The sequence below is a fragment of the Gordonia sp. CPCC 206044 genome (genome assembly GCF_048537895.1).
GTDB lineage: Bacteria > Actinomycetota > Actinomycetes > Mycobacteriales > Mycobacteriaceae > Gordonia.
In genome coordinates, this window is the sequence record NZ_JBCLVL010000001.1 from 433,457 (window position 1) to 453,934 (window position 20,478).

General features: G+C 68.3%; 18 protein-coding genes and 1 tRNA gene. 10 read left to right on the forward strand and 9 right to left on the reverse strand.

The window, feature by feature from the left end; all coding sequences use genetic code 11:
• Nucleotides 1-7: 7 nt before the first annotated feature.
• On the forward strand, nucleotides 8-685 hold the full coding sequence (gene deoC, locus AAFP35_RS01975) for a deoxyribose-phosphate aldolase (RefSeq protein ID WP_419219839.1): 678 nt from the start codon (nucleotides 8-10) through the stop codon (nucleotides 683-685).
• On the opposite strand, the gene AAFP35_RS01980 is transcribed toward deoC, so the two are convergent.
• Nucleotides 630-1,610 (reverse strand): NAD(P)/FAD-dependent oxidoreductase, encoded by a 981-nt coding sequence (locus AAFP35_RS01980; protein ID WP_419219840.1) that lies wholly within the window; start codon nucleotides 1,608-1,610, stop codon nucleotides 630-632. The two genes, deoC and AAFP35_RS01980, sit on opposite strands and share 56 nt — an antisense overlap.
• Nucleotides 1,607-2,470 (reverse strand): class I SAM-dependent methyltransferase, encoded by an 864-nt coding sequence (locus tag AAFP35_RS01985; protein WP_419219841.1) that lies wholly within the window; start codon nucleotides 2,468-2,470, stop codon nucleotides 1,607-1,609. Before AAFP35_RS01985 ends, AAFP35_RS01980 begins: the two co-directional genes overlap by 4 nt.
• 48 nt (nucleotides 2,471-2,518) lie before the next feature.
• Here AAFP35_RS01985 and AAFP35_RS01990 point away from each other — a divergent pair, with 48 nt between their 5' ends.
• Both AAFP35_RS01990 and AAFP35_RS01995 read left to right on the forward strand, forming a co-directional pair.
• Nucleotides 2,519-3,112, forward strand: coding sequence for a helix-turn-helix domain-containing protein (locus AAFP35_RS01990; RefSeq protein WP_419219842.1), 594 nt, complete (start codon nucleotides 2,519-2,521; stop codon nucleotides 3,110-3,112).
• A 37-nt stretch (nucleotides 3,113-3,149) separates the two neighbouring features.
• Entirely contained in the window at nucleotides 3,150-4,418 is a 1,269-nt protein-coding gene (locus AAFP35_RS01995) for an Ig-like domain-containing protein (RefSeq protein ID WP_419219843.1), read from the forward strand.
• Nucleotides 4,419-4,535: 117 nt separating this feature from the next.
• Here the strand turns inward: AAFP35_RS01995 and AAFP35_RS02000 are convergent, their stop codons facing one another.
• Nucleotides 4,536-5,297 carry an SDR family NAD(P)-dependent oxidoreductase gene (locus tag AAFP35_RS02000; protein WP_419219844.1) on the reverse strand — a complete coding sequence of 254 codons (762 nt, stop codon included), beginning with the start codon at nucleotides 5,295-5,297 and terminating at the stop codon, nucleotides 4,536-4,538.
• Between the two features lie 42 nt (nucleotides 5,298-5,339).
• On the opposite strand from AAFP35_RS02000, the gene AAFP35_RS02005 reads away from it, so the two are divergent.
• Both AAFP35_RS02005 and AAFP35_RS02010 read left to right on the forward strand, forming a co-directional pair.
• Nucleotides 5,340-6,452, forward strand: a complete 1,113-nt coding sequence (locus AAFP35_RS02005; protein ID WP_419219845.1) for an ROK family protein — start codon at nucleotides 5,340-5,342, stop codon at nucleotides 6,450-6,452.
• Nucleotides 6,453-6,507: 55 nt separating this feature from the next.
• Nucleotides 6,508-7,320: a transglutaminase-like domain-containing protein gene (locus tag AAFP35_RS02010; protein WP_419219846.1), complete on the forward strand. Its 813-nt coding sequence runs from the start codon at nucleotides 6,508-6,510 to the stop codon at nucleotides 7,318-7,320.
• 9 nt (nucleotides 7,321-7,329) lie between these two features.
• Here the strand turns inward: AAFP35_RS02010 and otsB are convergent, their stop codons facing one another.
• The 4 genes from otsB to AAFP35_RS02030 form a co-directional block, all read right to left on the reverse strand.
• A complete protein-coding gene (otsB, locus tag AAFP35_RS02015) occupies nucleotides 7,330-8,112 on the reverse strand; it encodes a trehalose-phosphatase (protein WP_419219848.1) in 783 nt (260 codons plus the stop codon).
• On the reverse strand, nucleotides 8,109-9,641 hold the full coding sequence (locus AAFP35_RS02020) for an alpha,alpha-trehalose-phosphate synthase (UDP-forming) (RefSeq protein WP_419219849.1): 1,533 nt from the start codon (nucleotides 9,639-9,641) through the stop codon (nucleotides 8,109-8,111). The genes otsB and AAFP35_RS02020 overlap by 4 nt, the downstream gene beginning before the upstream one ends.
• Before the next feature lie 6 nt (nucleotides 9,642-9,647).
• Complete coding sequence (locus AAFP35_RS02025; protein ID WP_419219850.1) at nucleotides 9,648-9,809, reverse strand: hypothetical protein; 162 nt, start codon at nucleotides 9,807-9,809, stop codon at nucleotides 9,648-9,650.
• 120 nt (nucleotides 9,810-9,929) lie between these two features.
• Nucleotides 9,930-11,408: a threonine/serine ThrE exporter family protein gene (locus AAFP35_RS02030; RefSeq protein WP_419219851.1), complete on the reverse strand. Its 1,479-nt coding sequence runs from the start codon at nucleotides 11,406-11,408 to the stop codon at nucleotides 9,930-9,932.
• 4 nt (nucleotides 11,409-11,412) lie between these two features.
• Between AAFP35_RS02030 and AAFP35_RS02035 the strand changes: the two genes are divergently transcribed.
• Nucleotides 11,413-11,487 (forward strand) — tRNA-Thr (locus AAFP35_RS02035).
• Between the two features lie 37 nt (nucleotides 11,488-11,524).
• Here the strand turns inward: AAFP35_RS02035 and AAFP35_RS02040 are convergent.
• Nucleotides 11,525-12,373, reverse strand: coding sequence for a formylglycine-generating enzyme family protein (locus AAFP35_RS02040; protein ID WP_419219962.1), 849 nt, complete (start codon nucleotides 12,371-12,373; stop codon nucleotides 11,525-11,527).
• A gap of 108 nt (nucleotides 12,374-12,481) precedes the next feature.
• Here AAFP35_RS02040 and AAFP35_RS02045 point away from each other — a divergent pair, with 108 nt between their 5' ends.
• Nucleotides 12,482-14,020 carry a carboxylesterase/lipase family protein gene (locus AAFP35_RS02045; protein WP_419219852.1) on the forward strand — a complete coding sequence of 513 codons (1,539 nt, stop codon included), beginning with the start codon at nucleotides 12,482-12,484 and terminating at the stop codon, nucleotides 14,018-14,020.
• Between the two features lie 218 nt (nucleotides 14,021-14,238).
• Nucleotides 14,239-14,496: a hypothetical protein gene (locus AAFP35_RS02050; protein ID WP_419219853.1), complete on the forward strand. Its 258-nt coding sequence runs from the start codon at nucleotides 14,239-14,241 to the stop codon at nucleotides 14,494-14,496.
• A 119-nt stretch (nucleotides 14,497-14,615) separates the two neighbouring features.
• Here the strand turns inward: AAFP35_RS02050 and AAFP35_RS02055 are convergent, their stop codons facing one another.
• Nucleotides 14,616-18,380, reverse strand: a complete 3,765-nt coding sequence (locus AAFP35_RS02055) for an NACHT and WD repeat domain-containing protein (RefSeq protein WP_419219854.1) — start codon at nucleotides 18,378-18,380, stop codon at nucleotides 14,616-14,618.
• Nucleotides 18,381-18,820: 440 nt separating this feature from the next.
• Here AAFP35_RS02055 and AAFP35_RS02060 point away from each other — a divergent pair, with 440 nt between their 5' ends.
• Nucleotides 18,821-19,219, forward strand: a complete 399-nt coding sequence (locus tag AAFP35_RS02060; RefSeq protein ID WP_419219855.1) for a RidA family protein — start codon at nucleotides 18,821-18,823, stop codon at nucleotides 19,217-19,219.
• A 10-nt stretch (nucleotides 19,220-19,229) separates the two neighbouring features.
• The gene (locus AAFP35_RS02065; protein WP_419219856.1) at nucleotides 19,230-20,420 is read left to right on the forward strand and encodes a winged helix DNA-binding domain-containing protein; all 1,191 of its coding nucleotides are present in this window, start codon (nucleotides 19,230-19,232) and stop codon (nucleotides 20,418-20,420) included.
• Nucleotides 20,421-20,478 lie beyond the last annotated feature (58 nt).

A 20,478-nucleotide genomic window follows, 5' to 3' on the forward strand; every position in this document is an offset into this window, starting at 1 on the left:
CGTCTGTGTGATCACGAGCGACCTGACCCGCCGCGACGTCGCGGCCATCATCGACCACACGCTGCTCAAGCCGGAGGCGACCCGCGCCGACGTCGAGGCCACCGTCGCCGAGGCCGCCGACCTGGGCGTGTACGCCGTGTGCCTGTCGCCGTCGATGCTGCCCATCCAGACCGGCGACCAGGTGACCTGTGTGGTCGCCGGCTTCCCGTCCGGCAAACATCATTCGCTGGTCAAGGCGGCGGAGGCGCGCCTGGCCGTCGACAGCGGGGCCCGCGAGATCGACATGGTCATCGACGTGGGCGCTGCCGTCGCGGGCAAGTTCGACGAGGTGTTCGCCGACGTGCTGACCGTGCGGGAGGCCATCGGCGACGCCGCCGTCTTGAAGGTCATCATCGAATCCGCGGCTCTGCTCGAGTACGCGGGACCCGACACCGTCGTCGAGGTCAGCCGCCGAGCCGCGCAGGCCGGGGCGTCGTTCGTGAAGACCTCCACCGGCTTCCACCCATCCGGCGGCGCGAGCGTCGAAGCGGTGCGGCTGATGCGTTCGGCGGTCGAGGACCGGGTCGGGGTGAAGGCCAGCGGAGGCATCCGCACCGCGGATTTCGCGGCCGAGCTCGTCGCCGCGGGGGCTACCCGGCTGGGCTTGTCGTCGTCGCGTGCGGTGCTCGACGGTTTTCCCGACTGACCGCACGACGCGCGTCGTCGAGGATCAGGTCCATGTTGATCGCGGCGCCCGCGTTGGTGCCCGCGCCCATGGACACCGACACGGTGGCGGCGAGGTCGGCGCAGTTGCCCGCGGCCCACACCCCGGGCACGTCGGTGGCGCCCATCTGCCCGGTCGGGATGAAGGTGCCACCCATCGGGTGGTCGGCGAGTGTGCCGCCGAGCCCCGTATAGATCTCGGACCGGACAACGAACCGGGGAGCCACCACCAGCGCGTCGCGCTCGATCGCCCGACCATCGGAGAGCACGACCGCGCCGAGAGCGCCGTCGACCACGTCCAAGCGCTCGACCACGCCGTCGACCACCGCGACACCCAGAGCCGAAAGTCGTTCGATCTCCTCGTCTTCGGGCGTCGGCATGGTGTTCGTGAAGAGCGTGACGTCGTCGCTGAGCTGTGCGAAGAGCATGGCTTGATGCGCCGACATCGCGCCGGTGCCCAGTACGCCGATCCGTTGTCCGCGCACCTCCCACCCATGGCAGTACGGGCAGTGCAGCACAGTCGATCCCCACAGCTCCGACACCCCGGGCACGTCCGGGAGTTCGTCGACGAGGCCGGATGCGAGGAGGAGTCGGCGTGCGTTCACCGTGTCGCCGTCGTCGAGCTCGATGACGAACAGCCCGTCGTCGTCGCGTCGGGCGTTGACCACCTCGCCCGGCCGGATGCGTGCGCCGTAACCGGCCGCCTCCGCGCGCCCCTTGGCGAGTAGTTCGAGTGGGCTGATGCCCTCGTGGCCGAGGACGTTGTGTGCACCTGCGGCGGGGGCGTTGCGCGGCTTGCCCGCATCGAGCACGACGACGCTGCGCAACGACCGCGCCAGGGTGGTCGCCGCACTGAGGCCTGCGGCGCCTCCGCCGACGATCGCGACGTCAAAGGTGTTGGTGGTCATGGTTTCACTCCGATCCAGATGATGCGGGCGGCCCGCACGGTGAGGTCTTGTCGGTGGTGCAGTGAGTTCGGGTGGTCGTCGGCGAGGAGTTCGTCGACGACGGCGAGGTCGTCGTTCGAGATGCTCTCCCTCAGGCCGTCGCGAACCCGCGCGAACCAGGTGGCCGCGTACTCGGCGGTCGCCGACGGTGGATCGGCGAGATCGGTGACGATCTGTCGGTGCTCGACCAGATCGAACCCGGCGGCGGTGATCGTGTGCCCCCAGTCGGGATACGCGTTCCAGCCCTGCTGTGCGGTCAGGTCGTGCAGACGTCCTTCGACGACACCCTCAGGTGAGTCCGGCGGCAGGAACGACGGCAGCGCCGAGATCTCGAGCACCGCGATCACGCCGCCCGGACGCAGCGCGGCGAACGTCGAGTGCAGCAACGCCTGCGGGTCGGCGAAGTGGTGCAGCGTCGAGGACGCCCATGCGATGTCGGCGCCGTCGAGGTCGCCGGGCACCGCGGTGTCCAGGTCGGCGATGCGGGTCTCGACGCGATCGGCGCAGCCCGCCGCCTGCGCGGTTCGGGACAGTCGGCCGAGGAGTTCGGGGGAGTTGTCGAGCGCGATCACGCGCGCGGTCGGGAATCGTCGGGCCAGGGCAAGGGTGCCCGCCCCGGTGCCTGCGCCCAGATCGAGGATCGTCTGCGGTGTGGCGACCCGCGCGCTGATCACGTCGATCGCCTCGTCCCGGTAATGGCCGGTGACCGCGGCGTCGAGGTCGAGGATCGTGGCCATCGCGGCGGGGTCGGGCGCGTCATGGTCGCCCTCTCTCTGGTCGCGGTGGTGGGCGTGGTGGTGCCGATGAACGGAATCTGCCATGTCTCCGACGGTAGCCAGGAAATGCGTCAGAGGCATATGATCTTGCGTATGGAGCAAGAAGTCGAAGCGGTCGTCAGGCAGCGCATCCGGGGTCTGCGGCTGGCCCGGGGCTGGACGCTCGATGCGTTGGCGGCACGCTGCTATCTGAGCCCGTCGACGCTGAGTCGGATCGAGACAGGCCATCGGCGCATCGCGCTCGATCAGTTGGTGCCCATCGCGCGAGCCCTCGACACCACACTGGATCAACTCGTCGAACCATCCAACGACGAAGACGTGGTCATCCGTCCCGAACCACAGACCGCGATCGGGTACACGATCTGGAAACTCTCCCGCGACAGCGCGCCCGGCGGTGTGACCGTGGCGAAGATGCGGGTCGGCGCAGAACTCGCCGTAGACCCGGACAACCTGCGTGTTCATCCCGGCCGGGAGTGGTTCCTGGTGCTGTCCGGGACCATCCGGCTGCACCTCGGAGAACGGATCATCACGGTCCCGACCGGTGAGGCGGCCCAGTTCTCGACGATGATCCCGCATGCGATCGCCACCGACGGTGGGCCGGCCGAGGTCATCTCGATTCTCGACCACGATGGCGAACGAGTGCACCTCGCGGACGCTTTTTCGGCGACATCACAGCAGGCAGAATGAGTTTTCCCAGCTGACTGTCGGTATCGTGGACAACGTTATGAGCGTGAACCCTTCCTTCAGTCGTCGCACGGTCCTCGCCGCGGCCGGTCTCGGTACCGTCGGCCTGGCCGTCGCGGCCTGCACCAAGGACGATTCCGTCACCGACGACGGCAAACCCGCCGAGCCCACGGTGAACGTCGTCTACACACCGTCCCTCGACTCCGACGACGCGCCCAACCCGACGGCGGAGGTCTCGGTGCGAGCCGAGAACGGGCAGCTCAACCCGGACATCAAGCTCACCAACCCGAACGGCAAGGTCGTCGCGGGCACGATGTCCGAGGACCAGAAGACCTTCACCATCACCGAACCGCTCGGCTACGGGACGAAGTACACCTGGAGCGGCAGCGCGATGGGCATGGATCGGATCGGCACGCCCGTGCAGGGTTCGTTCACCACGTTGGCCCCCGAGACCCAACTCAACGTCGTCGTGAACATCGGCGACGGCCAAGAGGTCGGGATCGCCGCGCCGATCATCCTCAAGTTCGACGGCACCGTCGAGGACAAGGAGGCGGCAGAGAAGGCGCTCACCGTGACCACCGAACCGGAGACCGAGGGTTCCTGGGCCTGGCTCGGGGAAGACAACGGGTCCCGGGTGCACTGGCGTCCGAAGGAGTACTGGACGCCGGGCACCAAGGTGCACATGACGGCGAAGCTCTACGGCGTCGATCTCGGTGGTGGAGGCTACGGCGCGGCCGACGTGACCAGCGACTTCGGCATCGGCCGCTCCCAGATCGTGAAGGCCGAGGCGTCGTCACACCAGATCAGTGTGGTGCGCGACGGCGGGGTGATCATGACCTTGCCGTGCAGCTACGGGGAGGGTGACCTCGATCGCAACGTGACACGCTCGGGCATCCACGTCGTCACCGAGAAGTACGAGGACTTCTTCATGAGCAACCCGGCGGCCGGGTACTTCAACATCCGTGAACGTTTCGCCGTGCGGATCTCCAACAACGGTGAGTTCATCCATGCCAACCCGGAAACCCTTGGGGTGCAGGGATCGTCGAATGTCACGAACGGGTGCATCAACCTGTCGCTAGAGAATGCGCAGCGGTACTACGAGACGGCGGTCTACGGCGACCCGGTGGAGGTGACCGGGACACGGATCCCGTTGTCGGAGGCCGACGGCGACATCTTCGACTGGATCTACGACTGGTCCACGTGGAAGGGGATGTCGGCGATCAAGGGCGACCCGTCGCAGGTCACCGCGCCGGCCACCCCGTCCGGTGCACCGACGTCGAACGCCCCGGCGCCCGCACCCGCCGGGTGACCACCTCGCCGGCGCGGACCCCGTCGTCGCACGTGACCCCGCGTAAACGCGGAACGCCCACGAAAATCAGTGTGTAGCAACATCCGCGCATGCACGGTGGGTCCGCGTCCACCGGTGCTAGCCGGTCTTGATGTTGCGGCGTGCCGACGCCTGATCGCGGGGTTTGACGACGATCTGGTCGAGGTTCACATGCGGCGGCCGGGATGCGACGAATCCGATCACCTCGGCGACATCTTCGGCGATCAACGGTGTCAGGCCCTGGTACACGGCATCGGCGCGTGTCTGGTCGCCCTCGAAACGGACCAGAGAGAAGTCGGTTTCGACCATGCCGGGCGCGATCTCGGTGAGCCGCACCGGTTTACCGAGCAACTCGAACCGCAGGGTGCGGTGCAGCACCCCCTGCGCGTGTTTGGCCGACGTGTATCCGGCGCCGTTGTCGTAGGCCTCGATCGCCGCGATCGAGGTGACCGTGACGATGAGCCCGTCGCCGGAGGCGATGAGGGCGGGGATGAGCGCCTTGGTGAGCCGCAACGTGCCGATCACGTTGGTCTCCCACATCCATCGCCAGTCGTCCAGGTCGGCGGTCGCGACCGGGTCCAAACCCTTTGCGCCACCGGCATTGTTCACCAGAACGTGCACCCGGTCGAGTCCGTCGACGAAGGCGGCCACGGAGTCCTCGTCGGTCACGTCGAGTTGCCGGCCTGTCCCGCCGATCTCGGCGGCGAGTTCGGCGATCCGGTCGGTACGTCGGGCGCCGAGGACCACGTGGTAGCCCTGCGCCGCCAACCGACGTGCTGTCGCGGCTCCGATACCCGAACTGGCTCCGGTGACGACTGCGACCTTCTGCTCCGCTGACCCTGACTGTCCCGTGCTGCTCATGACCTCAGCTTAGCGACGCACCCGCGTTGCTAGATTGTCTCCATGTCCTTCACCGGTGTCGTGCCCGCGGCGCTGGAGGTCGGTGCCGCTCCGGCGGCGGCCGTGCTCCAGGCGATCCGCGTGAACGGGCCCGTCACCCGCGATCACCTCGCGACCGCGACTGCGCTGTCGCCGGCCACGATCAATCGGCAGGTCACCACCTTGTCCAGGGCGGGGCTGATCGTGGAACGTCCGGACCTCGTCGACCCGGGCGGGATCGGCCGTCCGAAGAACCCGCTGACCCTCGACCGCGACAAGCTGTGCGTGGCGGGTATGCACATCGGTGCGCGCCGGACCCTGCTGGCCATCTCGGATCTGGGCGGGCGCACGTTGTACAGCCACGCCGTGCGGACCCCGCGCGAGGCTGCCGAGGTCGGGGATCTCTGCATCCAGCTGCGGGACCTGGCCGCACGTTTCAGCGGACGGCGTCTCCTGTGGGCCGGGGTGGCCGCGGGTGGTGTCGTGGACTCGTCGGGGATCATCGACCATCCGGTGCTCGCCTGGCAGCGGGTGCCGGTGGGTCCCATGCTGGCCGACGCGCTCGGTGTGCCGGTGTCGGTGTGCGAGCACGTCCAGGCGATGGCCGCGGCCGAACTGCTGCTGACGTATCCCCGCGAGTTCGAGGGGACCGGACTGTTCTTCTATGCGCGCGAGACCGTCGGCATGGCGCTGACGATCGACGGCAAGGTGCACATGCCGCGCCAGGGGGCGGGGTCGATCGGCCATCTGCCGGTGCGTGCGCCGATCCTCGCGCCCGACGGGGTCGCGACCATCCAAGAGGTGGTGGGCAGTGCACCCGCGCAACGCGCGGCGCAGCGGCACGGCATCGAGCCGCATTCGTCGGCGATCGTCGACGAGCAGGCGCAGGTGCTCGGCGCCACCGTCGCCATGATGCGTGACGTGATCAACCCGGACGCGATCGTGGTCTCCGGTGACGCATTCGCCGCACACCCGGACGGACTGGCCCCCGTCCAGGCGGCGTTCGACGCGGCGACAACCCATCGTCGTCCGCTGGAACTGAGCCCGTCCCGCTTCGGGATTCGCGTGCAGGAGAGTGCCGCGGTGGTGGTGGCACTCAGCGTGATCTACGCCGATCCACTGGCCGCCACGGACTGACGCGGCCGGGCGATCCCGTCACGGCGGGCATGGCCGCATGCCTTACGGTGGGCGCATGACCACACCTGCTCGCCATGTCGCCGCCGAACTCGAGGTCTACGTCTCGGCTGCCACCGAACTGGAGATGCAGGTCACCGTCGCGAAATCACCCGGGCTCACCATGACCGAGCAGTTGTCGCTGACCCTCGACGGTGAGCCGGTCGAGGCCGAGGAGATGGTCGGGGAATGCGGAAGTCGTATCCATCGTCTGTGGATCGAACCCGGATTGTTCGTCATCGACTACTCGGCGGACATCCACACCCCCGCCGACCCGGTTCCGGTCGGCGTCACCGACCGCTCGATGTATCTGCGCCCCAGTCGATATGCCGAATGTGACAAGTTCTTCGGGTTCGCCGCAGGGCAATTCGACACGTCGCTTCCGCCCGGCAGGTTGCTCGACGACGTGACGGCGTTCGTCGAGGACCGATTGAGTTACATTCCGGGCGCCAGCGATCCCATCGACGGCGCCACCGACACCCTGCTGGCCGGTGCCGGGGTGTGCCGCGACTACGCGCATCTCGTCGTCGCGCTGTTGCGTGGTCTGGGTATCCCGGCGCGACTTGCCGCGGTGTACGCGCCGGGCTGCGATCCGATGGATTTCCACGCCGTGGCCGAGGCGATCATCGACGACGAGTGGGTCGTCGTGGACGCGACACGACTGGCGCCCCGCCAGACCCTGGTGCGCATCGCCACCGGACGCGATGCCGCCGACACCGCCTTCCTCGACAACCACGGCGGCTCGATCAATCTCAACTACTACAAGGTGACCGCCACGGTGGACGGCGAATTGCCCACGGACACGGGAACCGAACGCGTTCGGATTCGCTGACCGGACGGGTCAGCGGTTGTGCACGTGAGAGCGTCGGGCCGCGACCAGGGACTCGAGAAGCGTTGCGACATCATCGGTGTCGTCGATGCGGTACTGCGCGATGGTGGACCCGTCGCCGACCTTGACACCCACGTCGCCGTCGCGCAGATGGGCGAATGCCTTCTCGTCGGTCACATCATCGCCCAGGTAGACCACGGTGTCGGCCCCGAACCGTTCTCGCAGCACATCGAGGGCATGGCCCTTGCTGGTCTCGATCACCGCCAGTTCGATGATCGACTTGCCCTCGGTCACCTCCACGCCGGGCAGACCCGCCGGACCGGAGCGGGCGAGCCGTAGCGCGGCCTCGGCATCGTCGGGCGTCGCGTTGCGGACGTGCAGGGTGGTGCTCGCAGGTTTCGTCTCCACCATGGCGCCGGGATGATCGGCTGCGATGGAACGCAGTTCGCCGACCAGACGATCGAGCAAGGCGCGTCGTTCGTCGGTCAACTCGGTGACGAACCCGGATTCGAATTCGCTGCCGTGGCTGCCGACCAGCACCACAGGCGGTGTGAGACCGGACAATTCGGCGAGGACCGCACGCTCTCGTCCCGAGACGACCGCGGCCATGGTGTCCGGCAGTGCGCCGAGGGCCTCGAGCGCGGTGATCGACGCGCGATCGGGTACCGCGTCTTCGGGTCGCGAGACCAGCGGCGAGATGCAGCCGTCGTAATCAGACGCGACCAACAGGCGCCGGGTGCGGGCGACATCGGGTAGGGCCGCACGTACGTCGGCCGGGATCCCGTTGGCGCTCATGTGTCCTGGCCCGACTCTCCGCGGCCGACCAGGTGCACGCCGCGGTTGGCGTCGGGTGCGGTCTGCGTCGTCGAGTCCAGGGTGCCCAGGAAACTCTCCGCCCACTTGGCCACGTCGTGTGCCAGCACCTGTCGTCGCAACGCGCGCATCCGCCGCCGACCTTCCTGCGGGGTCTGCTCCACGGCCACTTCGATGGCGTCCTTGACGCCCTCCAGGTCGTATGGGTTCGCCTGGTATGCGGTACGCAATTCGGCTGCGGCGCCGGTGAATTCGCTCAACACCAAGGCGCCACCGAGGTCGCTGCGGCAGGCGACGTACTCCTTGGCGACCAGATTCATACCGTCACGCAGCGGGGTGACGAGCATGACGTCGGCGGCGACGAAGAAGGCGATCAACTCGTCGCGCGGTATGGGGCGGTGCAGGTATTCGACGACCGGATGCCCCACCGCACCGTAGGAGCCGTTGATGTTGCCGACGAGCTGTTCGATGCCTGCGCGCATGCGGACATAGGAGTCGACACGTTCGCGGCTCGGTGTGGCCAGTTGGATCATCACCGTCTCGGACGCCTCGAGGCGGTTCTCGGCGAGGAGTTCGGAGAGCGCCTTGAGCCGGACGTCGATGCCCTTGGTGTAGTCGAGACGGTCGACGCCGAGCATGATCGTCTTCGGGTTGCCCAGCTCCGCGCGGATCTCCGCGGCCCGAGTGCGGATCTCTTTCGACTTGGATTTGGTGTCGAGGTCGCCGGAGTCGATGGAGATGGGGAAGGCGCCCACTCGCACCGTCCGGAAGCCCACCTGCACCACGCCGAAGCGAGAGCGGACGCCGATGGTGCCCTTGCTGGTGGCCTGACCGGCCAGCCGACGGGCGAGGAACAGGAAGTTCTGTGCACCACCGGGCAGGTGGAATCCGATGAGATCGGCGCCGAGCAGGCCTTCGACGATCTCGGTGCGCCACGGCATCTGCATGAACAGCTCGACCGGCGGGAACGGGATGTGCAGGAAGAACCCGATCTTCAGATCCGGTCGCAGCATGCGGAGCATCTTCGGCACCAACTGCAACTGGTAGTCCTGCACCCAGACGACGGCACCCTCGGCGGCGGCCTGCGCGGCTTTCTCCGCGAAGCGCCGGTTGACCTCGACGTAGGTGTTCCACCATTCGCGGTGGTACTCGGGCTTGACGATGACGTCGTGATAGAGCGGCCACAGGGTGGCGTTGGAGAATCCCTCGTAGTATTCGGCGATCTCGCGTGTCGACAGCGGGACCGCGAAGATCTCGATGCCGGGGATGTCGTCGGGGTTGTCGTCGGAGTCGGCGATACCCGACCAGCCGACCCACGCTCCCGTCTTCTCGCGCAGGATCGGTTCGAGAGCGGTCACCAGACCGCCGGGACTGCGCTTCCAGTGAACCGTGCCGTCCGGCAGGATCTCCTTGTCGACAGGCAGTCGATTGGCGACGACGACGAACTGCGCGTCGCCGGAAATGTGGTCGGCGGGGGTCCCGCCGTCAGGTACCTCCGCGGACTCCGCCATCTGCGTCTAGGCGTTCTCGCCCGGCGCGATCCCCAGCATCGCCAACAGCATCCGGCATTCGTCGGCGTCGGTCGCGTAAGCGGCGACGACGCGACGCGCCGAACTGGCGGTCTCGTCGGCGACTGGCTCCAGCTCGTCGTCGGTGATGTCGGTGGTCTTCGCAGGCATGTGTCCTCTTCGATTCCCGGTCGATAACCGTCGTGTGATCGTCGGCAGCGCCGCCGACGACGTGCGTGCGCAACGGCACGCGATACCTGATTCTACCTGCTTGTCGGAGCAGGCGGAGTCTCAGACCGGCGGCCTGGGCGGTCGGCGATAGATGGGCGGTCGTGCATAGGCGCGGTTGCGACGCAGCATCGACATCCAGGCGGGCCGGACGGCGAGTTGTGGTCGGCGCAGCGATCGGGCGATGAACTCGCCGAGCGTGACGCCTGCCGCCAGCGCGCCCCCGATCGCCAGCGCATTGGTCATCCAGGTGAACCCGTCGAGGGACTGCTCGTTGAGGATGCCGAACAGTCCGCGATAGACGGCGAGGCCGGGCAGCAGCGGGGTGATGCCCGCGACCGCGACGACCAGTGGTGGCGTGAGCGCACGGCGGGCGAGCAGACCACCGACGAGACCGACGACGGCGGCGGCGACCCCGTTGGAGATGACGTCGCCGATCGCCGGGACGAACGTCGCGGAGGCGACCACGGCCGCGCCGAGCGCGCCACCCATGAACGCCACCGGCAGTGCGCGGCGCTCGGCGTAACTCGCCAACGCGAACGCGCCCGCGGCCACCGCACCGGCGAGCACACGAGCCGGCAGCTCGACGGCGGGAAACGACGTGTTGGGTGTGATGGACGGGAGATCGATCCCGAATCGTGCGAGTAATCCGATCGCGATACTGACCCCACCCATGAGGCCCGCGGTCATCAGGACGAGTTCGAAGAATCGTGCTGCGCCGGTGATGGGGGCGCCGGTGATCGCATCCTGCACCGAACCGACCAGCGAGAGACCGGACAGCAAGACCACGATGCCTGCGGCGATGACGAGCGACGGCGCCAACTCGACCGGCAGGTGTTCGATGACGCCGTAGACGAGGGCGGCCGGGACGACGGCGATGAAACCGCCGACGAACTGCTGGAAGAAGACCGGGGTGCCGATCCGGTTCAGGCGCCGGTTGACCAGGATGATGATGACGGTCGTGATGAAGGCGATCACCGCGCCCAACACACCGGCGCCGAGGAGCACCGAGATGCCGGTCGCCATCAGACCCCACGCGGTGGTCGCCACCCAGTGCGGATACGGGTGGGGGGCGGTGATGATCTCGTCGACCATGCGGTGTGCGGTCGCGGGGGTGAGCGCCATGTCACGGATGCGCCGCACCAGGCGGTCGATCTGTGCCAGCCGCGTGAAGTCCAATGACCGGTAGTAGACCTGTTCCATCGTGGTGATGGGCGGCAGCGTCGCGCCGCGTCGCGCGCTGACGACGATCGTGTTGTACGTGACGTCCACGTCGACGTCCTCGAGACCGTAGATACCTGCGACGAACTCGATCTGACGTTGCGTGTCCGTCGCGGCCGTGCCCGAATCCAGTAGTACAGCACCGATTTTGGTGGCGAGATCGAGGACCTCGGTGATGGCTGCCACATCGAACCGGTCGATCGGTTTCCGTGGCGACACCATGATGCTGCCGGGCTCGATGGTGTCGATGGTCGCCTGGCTGTCACCGATCAGGCGGATGGGGTTCAAGAACCCCAATGCGCGGCCGATATACTCGCGCAAGCAGGCCTCCTTAGCTCAGTGGTAGAGCACTCGCCTTGTAAGCGAGCGGTCGTCAGTTCAATCCTGACAGGGGGCTCCACGAACGGGGCACCAATGGTGTTCTCGCCGGCGCACACTCAGCAGACGCATCGGAATCCGAGGTGTGTGGTCGCCGAGTCGTCCGACTGCGCCGACCGCGCGGCCGGTCGATACCGAAAGCAGTACTCCGGTGCACACAGGTGCGAACCGCCCTTGGTGACCCGTCTGACCTGCGGCGAGGTGGTCGCTGCCAGCAGATCGGGTCGACCGTCCGCGGTGACGCCACCGCTGTCGTCGTCGGGGCCGCGGTGGCGGGGCAGATAGACATCCGAGCAGCGCTCCCACACGTTGCCGATCAGATCGACGAGTCCGAATCCGTTGGCCGGATAGCTGCCTACCGGAGACGTCGAACCCCATCCGTCGTTGCGGTAGGGGAATCGCCCGGCCCAGACGTTGGCCATGTCGACGCCGTCCGGGCGCGGGTCGTCGCCCCACGCGAACTCGCCCTCGTCGATGCCGCCGCGGGCGGCGAACTCCCACTGCGCCTCGGTGGGCAGTCGTCGCCCGGCCCATTGCGCGTAGGCGACGGCGTCGCGGTGGGCGATCTGCACCACCGGATGGTCGGCGCGGCCGTGCAGGGTGGAATCCGGTCCCTCGGGGTGGCGCCACGACGCACCGGGCTGCCAGCGCCACCACCGACGCCAGTCGCGCAGGTCCACCGGTCCGGTCGTCGGTGTGAACACCAATGCGCCGGACACCAATTCGGCGGGGTCGGCGTCCGGGAAATCGGCCGGGTCGATCGGTTCCTCGGCAACGGTGACGTATCCGGTGTCTGCCACGAACGCGGCGAACTGGGTGTTGGTCACCGGGTGCCGTTCCATCGCGAACGCAGCGACCGTGCGCCGGTGCGCCGGTCGCTCCTCCGGGTAGTGACGGTCCGAGCCCATGCGGAACGCCCCGCCGGGTACGGAGACGAGTTCGGTGAGAGCCACCCGTCCGAGCGTAGTGATCCGATCCGACTGCCGGGTGGTGGCGAAACCCGCCACCATGGAGTCATGTCGCACGACCATCTCGTCGTCAACACCACCTACGGTCCGGTGCGCGGATCGGCGAACCCCGCGGTCGAGGTGTGGAAGGGAATCCGGTTCGCGGCACCGCCGACCGGCGATCTCCGCTGGCGCCGGGCACGACGACCGCAGCCCCACGACGACGTGGTGGACGCTCGTCGGTTCGGACCGATCAGCCCACAGGAGCGAAATCCGGGGATCCTGCTGGGCAAGGACGTGGTGATGGACGAGGATTGCCTGTTCCTCAACGTGTGGCGCCCGGTCGGCGCCGACGACACCTCATCGCTGCCGGTGATGGTCTGGCTGCACGGCGGCGCCTACGTCTTCGGATCCGGTAGTCAGCCGCTGTACGACGCCACCGAGCTCGTATCCGGCGGTGATGTGGTGGTGGTGACGCCGAACTACCGCCTCGGTGCGCTCGGATTCGCCGACCTGACCGCGTTCGACCTGCCGGGGTGCGAGACGAATCCGGCTCTGAGCGACGTGTTGATGGCGCTCGAGTGGGTGCGCGACAACATCTCCGGCTTCGGTGGTGACGTCGACAACATCACGGTGTTCGGGGAGTCCGCCGGCGGCGGATTGATCACCACGTTGCTGACGATGCCGTCGGCTCGCGGGTTGTTCCACAAGGCCATCGTGCAGAGTTCGCCCGCCACGTCGATGTACGACCATGCGCGCGCAACCCGTGTCGCACAGCGGTTCCTGACCGCGGCCGGTATCCGCGACACCGACGCGGCCCTCCTGCAGACCCTCGACGTCGAGCACATCGTCGCCGCGACGATGCAGGCGTTCAGCGATGTCCCGGCACGGAATCCCGGCACGATCGCATTCAGTCCGGTGATCGACGGTGATCTGGTGCCACAGCATCCGCTGGACGTGTTCCGTGATGGGGCGTCGCTGCCGGTGCCGTTGCTGATCGGTACCAACAAGGACGAAGCGGCGTTGTTCAAGTGGATGAAGCCGCCACTGATGCCGATCACGCCTGACGACATCGAGCGCATGTTCGCCGCGCTGATGGTCGAGTATCCGGATGTGGCACTGCCGCAACGGGCGCGGGTGACCTCGGCATACGCGGGCGCGGAACCCGAGGTGCTGGGACTCGGCGTCGCCCGTGACATCGCGTTTCGCATGCCGACCGTGTGGTCGGCCGAGGCGCACAGTCGGCACTCACCGGTGTACCTCTACCGATTCGACTGGGCGACAAGGATGTTGCGTGCTCTGCGGATCGGCGCCACGCATGCGACCGAGTTGCCGTATGTGTGGGGAAACCTCGTGGCGGGGCCCGCCGACATCACCTTTCTGTTCGGTGGACGCAAGACCGGTGACGCGATCTCCGAGCGGATGCAGCGGCGCTGGGTGGCCTTCGCGCGTGATGGCGATCCCACCGGGGAGCCTGCTCTCGACTGGCCTGCCTACGACGAGACGACCCGGGCCACCCTGCTCATCGACGCCACCGACCGGATCGTCGACGACCTCGACGGCGACATCCGGCGTGCCTGGGGCGACGACGTGCTCAGCTTCCGATGACCGGGGGCAGGAAGACAGATCGATCGTCGCTGGTGAATGCTCGATGTCGGTTCGCGAACCGAAGGATGCAGTCTGGTCTCAGTCATGTGACTTGGACCATGTCGATGCGCGCCGTCCGGGGTCGACCGCCTACATTGGGATGCTGCAGACATTCATCACGACTTCCGCGACGTGGTGCCGGGGGAACGGTCGACGACGTGGTCCGGAGAATTTTAGGAGTGAGCATGCATCGTTCGGGACGTAGCATCGGCCGTCGGGTCATCGGCGGAGCCATCATCGGAGCAGCCATGGCCGGTGGCCTGGCGATGGCGGCAGCGCCGGCCGGCGCGCAGCCGCTGCCCAAGGTCGAGCCGACCGTGGAGAACGCGGCGCCGACCCTCGACAACATCAAGCTGGCGATCGACCGTTTCGTGATCGTGAACCCGGATCTCGCTCCGGCAGGCGACATCGCGAAGAACCTGTTCCCCAAGTACTGACACCGACGTCGCCCGCGAGGGCGAGTCGGCACTGACGACAACACCCGCCGGACGTCCGGCGGGTGTTGTCGTGTCTCGGGCCGTTGCAGGCCCCTGTCGGTCCGGTGGCACGTGGCGTGTCAGTCGCACTCGTCCGGGATGTCGGTGTGCGGCAGATACATCGACCGTTGATCGGGGGTCAGCTCTGCGGTTGTCGAGCAGATCCACCGCTGTGCCGACGCCGGGTCGGTGGTCTGCAGGTGGATGGTGCCGGTCACGTCGCCGCCGGTGATGATCTGATCGTCGCGCGCCATCCGGTCGGGCAGTTGCCACGTCGTGGTGGTGTCGGTGGTCTTGATCAGCGGCACGATCGCCTGATCGTCGTCGAGATGGCCGTCGGCGTCGAGCGCGTAGGTCATCAGATGGTGCGTCGCGGTGCCGACCACGAGCCGCGTCGACGAGAGCGACAAGGTGACCGCGTGGGTGTCGGGTCGCCGGTCGATCGGGACGGCGCGACCGTCTCGGACGTCCCAGGTACGCAGGTCGCGGGAGGCGACGATCAGCGTCTCGCCGTCGGCGGTGAACAATGCCCGGGTGGCCGGCGCGGAGTCGGTGATGACCGTCACCGGGCTGCTCCCGGTGTCGAGGTCGTACAGGTAGGTGCGTTTGTCGTCCGAGGTGACGGCCAGTCGGCGCCCGTCCGGACTGAACGCCACGCTGCGGATCAGATCGCCGGGACCGGTCAGCGGTACACCGACCCGGGTCGGACGACGTGGATCGGTGGTGTCCCACAGCTGCACGGTGGTATCCGTCGCGCCGGTCGCGAGCATGTTGCCGACAGGGGCATAGGCGACGGCGTTCGTGTACCGGGTGTCCACGGCCAGTGTGGCGGCCTCGACCGGACGGTTGCGGTCGGTGACGTCCCAGATCTGTACGCGGCCACCGTTGTTGTTGGCCGTGGCGGCCTGCGTGCCGGTCGGGTTCATGGTCACCGACGGATGATCGTTGACGCGACGCTCGATCGGTGTGCGGGAACGCTGCCGCCAGCCGTCGCGCCCGTCGGTCCACACGTTGAGGGTGGTGTCGGTCCCCACGCTGGCGAGGACCCGACGATCCGCGCCGGTGGCCAGCCCGGTGACGGTGCCGCCCCGGTCGGGGATCACGGCCGGCGGCAGATGCCACAGGTCGATGGTGCCGTCCGAACGACCCGCCAGCAGACTGTCGCCGTCGGGGCCGAACGTGGTCGAGAAGGTACGCACCGAACCCTGCTCCGGCGTGCCCTGACCGCTCGACGACTGCAACGTCCACTGGGTCACCGGGGCCGCCGGGTTGACCGTGTTCCACACCATCAGCGAACCGTCGGCGCGGGCCGATGCGGTCTGGTCGCCGCGGGGACCGTACGCGATCGACCACGAGCCCGCGGTGGTGTCCGGCAGTGACCCCGACAACGGGGTGGCGTGCGCGGGATCGGCGACGTTCCACAGCTGCGCGTTGGGGCTGTCGCCGGTGACCGCGAGCGTGCGGCTGTCCGGACTGAAGGCGACCGAGTGGGTGATGCTGGGGAACCCGGTGATCGGGGGCCCGGCCGGTACCGGGTGGTCGGGGTCGGTGGTGTCCCACAGTCGCACCACGCGGTCGTCGCCCCCCGTCGCCAGCAGTCGTCCGTCGGCGCTGTAGGAGACCGTGCGCGCGGCGCGCACGTGTGCGGTGAGCACGGACGTCTCGCGAAGCGATCCGTCGTCGGCGACGGCGTAGATCGTCACCGTGCCGTCATCGGACGACGCCGCGAGGTGCCGGCCGTCCGGGGAGAATCGCACCAGGTACACGGTGCCGTGCCCGGGGGCCACCGAGATCGTCTGTCGTGGGCTGTCGGGTCTGCTGATGTCCCAGATCCGGACCGTGCCGTCGCCACTGCCGGTCGCGAGAAGTCCCCGCGTGGGATGGAACGTGGTCGAGGTCAGGTAGTTCCCGTACCCGGTCAGCGTGGCCACCGACCGGAACGAGCCGTCGTCGGTGCGCTCCCACAGGCGGGCCGTGCGATCACCGCTGGCCGATGCGAAGTGGCTCCCGTCGGCGTCGAAGCTGACGTCGTAGACCGGTCCGGTGTGCCCGGTAAGGGGACGTGACAGGGGGCTGGTGGCCGCGCCGAGCACTCGTTGGCGCACGGATTGGTCGTCGGGATAGAGGCCGTCGGCCACGAGGAGCAGGCGTGCGGCCAGCGACGGATTGGTTTGCTGCAGGCTGTCGATGTGTGAGAGCAGTGCCGCCCGCTCGGCGTTGTTGCGCTGGTGTTCGAGGTCGTGCGCCTGTCGGAAGGCGAAGACCGCGGTGATCGTCGAGACCACCGCCAGCACCACGACGACACCAATCGATGCGACGCGCACCATCCGGAGGCGACGCTGCTGGGCGAGTGCGGCGTCGAGGAAGGCCTCGTTCTCGGCCGAGAGCAGGTGCTGGTAGTTGCGCCGCAGCGTCGCGCGGTGGGAGCGGGCGGTGTCCAGCCGCGAACCGGTGTAGAGGAACGAGCGGCTGCGTCCGGCCGCCACCCACGCGGTCGTGTCGGTGTCGAGTTGCTGGCGCCACAGGTGGATGCCGGAGTCGGCGGCGATCCACTCGGCCAGCCGTGGCCACGACGTCAGCACCACGTCGTGGATCAGCATCACCGAGTCCGACGAGACGATGATCAGGCGGGCTTGCGCGAAGACGTCGATGATCCCCGACACCCGAGTGCCGAATCGATCCGCGATCGTGTCGGTGTGCAGCGGCATCCGCAGCGCGATACCGGCGGGTCCGACGTGCACCAATGCCATCAACAGGGCGCGCGCGAGGTTGTGGTCGGCGGGGTCGACCGCCGACCATGCCGCCTCGGCGGTGTCGGCGACCGCGCGGGCGATACCGCCCGTCGCGCGGTACCCCGAGATGGTCATCCGATTGCCGGAGCGTCGCGACCAGGTCGCCGCCAGGACGTGCGCCAGCAGCGGAAGCCGACCCGCCCGGTCGCCGACGGTGGAGGCGGCGTGCAGGTCGGCGATCATCACGTCGGCGAGACCGGATTCGATCCGACCGCCGGCCAGCCGGACCGGACCGGTGATGACCTCGCGCAACTGCGTGCCGGTCATCTCCGACACGATCACGCAGCGCGTCTGCCAGGCCTGCGCGAGGAGCGGGAACTCGACACACTGCCCGAAGAAGTCGGCACGGACACCGAGGACGACCACCGCTTCGTCGGCGAGCGCCGCGACCTCCTCGATGCATCCGACCACCAGATCGTCGGACAGCGAGAAGACATCCTCGAACTGGTCGAGGACGATGACGTCGGGGACGGCTGCCGTGTCGTCGGCGTCCCGGGGTGCACCGTCCTCGACCCGCACGCCCCCGGCGGTGATCCCGGCTCGGCGTGGGGTCGGCAGCCGCGGGTCGCGGGCGAGGCCCGCGTCGAGCAGTGACGACTTTCCGGAGCCGGACACCCCGGCCACGATCACCAGACGTGGCCCCGACGATGCAGCGGCGTCGAAGATCGTGTCGACGAGGGTGTGGACGAGATCGTCGCGCCCGAAGAACAGCGCACGGTCGGCGGCGGTGAGCGTGGCCAGACCCGCATACGGCCGGGCGATGGTGGTGGGCGTGGAGGAGCCCGCGCCGGCGTTGTCCGTTTCGGTCAGGTGTTGGTCCCAGAGATCCTTCCACTGGGGTATCGCCAAGACGTCCTCTTGACCGTCGGAGACGGCCCGTGCGGTGAGCCACACCAGCAACGGTTCGACCGTCGCGAAATCGCGCGGCAGATGCCGCCCGTTGCGCCAGTCACTGATCCTCTGCGCCGACACCGTGGAGCGCGCCGCAGCCGCCCGTAGCGTCGGACGCCCGGCCTGTACGAACAGGCGGGCCAACGCGTCACCGAAGTCCACTCACCATCACCGAAATTCCCCGACCGAAAAACCCCACCAATGATGCTCCGCACCGGCGCGCCGCCGCCAATCGACGTGAGCACGAACACTCGTCGGCGTCGGTGCCACGGGGCGTCCACCGGCGCCCCCATCGCGCTCGCGTCGCACCCCTGCCGACGCCGCTTCCGGCGCCGCGACGGTGCGCCGGAGGGGCTGCGGTGTCCGGTCCGGAATGTTCGATCGAACCCTGATCAGCGGGTTTTCCGCCGGTGCTCCGGTACCGGCTGGATTCGGGGCCACGGCTGGGGTGGACTGGTCCCAGCGTTCGGCGGCCGCCGAGCGCGCTGGCTGCAGCCGCGGCAGGACACGCGGGTGGTGCGACGGACACCACTTCTGTCGGGGGTACGTGTCGTACCGCGGCTGCAGCCGATCCTGTCGGTCCTCGACCGTAGGATCGCGATATGTCGCGAGTCCGCCTACATGGTTCATCCGCACTCCACGACGGTGGTTTCGCCTACAGCGCCGCGGTGGCACCGGGCCCGCTGTTGTTCACCGCCGGGATCAGTCCGCTCGACGCCGACGGTGCGATCGTCCATCCCGGCGACGTGGTCGCGCAGACACGCACATGCCTGGAGCATCTGCGCACGGTCCTCGCCGAGCGAGATGCCTCCTTCGACGACGTCGTCAAGCTCACCATCTATGTGGCCGAGCAGTTGCAGGCCGATCTCGTCGTCGCCTGGCAGACGGTCGCCGCCGAGTTCGCCGCCCCGGTCCCGCCCGCGATGTTGATGGGTGTCTCGGTGCTTGCCTACGACGGTCAGCTCGTGGAGATCGAGGCGATCGCCGCGCCGTCGGAATGACGAGGCAGCGATGACCGCCCGTCCCGCGATCTCCGATGCGCAGCGCCGGGCACGGTTGCTGCGTCGGCACCGGCTCGCCCCGCTGCACCGCGCGACCGATGTCACCGACCTCGCCGACTCGCTGGTCGGTTTTCACGCGACCACGCCGTCGACGGTGTATCTGTCCGCCTGGGCGCGGATCGACGGATTCGTCCCCGATGCGATGGACGGTGCGCTGTACCGGGACCGTTCGCTCGTCAAACAACTCGCCATGCGGCGCACGCTGTTCGTCGTGACCCGACCGGTGCTCGCCGCCGCGGTCGGTGCCGTCGGCCCGCGGGTCGCCGCATCCGAGCGCACCAACATGCTGCGCGATCTGCGCCGTAGTCCCGACTTTCCCGATCCCGAGGGCTGGATCGACACCGCGCGGGCCGCCGTCGTCGAGGATCTCGCCGACGGCGCGGCGCGGACCTCGAGCCAATTGCGTGAGCGGTTGCCGGCGCTCGACGGATTTGTGGTGCACGGCGTGGGCAAGAGCTGGGGAGGACGTGCCCCGATGGGGCCACGGGTGCTGAACATGCTCAGTGCGGCCGGTGAGATCGTGCGAGGACCCAACACGTCCGAGCAATGGGCGCTGTCGAGGCCGTCCTGGGTTCTGATGGAGCACTGGTTGGGCGAATCGCTGGCACAGATCGGTGTCGAGGACGGGCATCGCGCGATGATCGAACGTTGGCTGCGTGCCTTCGGGCCGGGGACCGAGACCGATCTGGTGTGGTGGCTGGGCTCCACCAAGCGAGCGGTCCGCGACGCGCTGGCGAACCTCGACGTCGTCGAGGTCGACCTCGACGACGGTGAGACCGGCTACGTCCTCGCCGATGATCTGGACCCCGACGACGAGGTCGAACCCTGCGGGTTCCTCCTCCCGGAACTCGATCCGACGACGATGGGCTGGAAACGACGGGACTTCTACCTCGGCGCGCACGCGGAACGGGTCTTCGACAGCAACGGCAACGGTGGTCAGACCGTCTGGTGGGATGGCCGCATCGTCGGCGGGTGGCGACAGCGAGGCGACGACGGCGTGATCGACCTGCACCTCCTGGAGCCACTGCCGCGTGCGGCACGCCGCGCTCTCGACGCCGAGGCACAGCGGCTCGGCGCGTGGTTGGGCGAGGTGCGACCCAAACCGGGTTACCCGGCGCCGTTCATGCGCGGCCTCAGATGAGACGCCCCAGGCGCGGATGACAGCGCAGGCGAGGGCGGCAGCGCCATCGTCGCAGGTC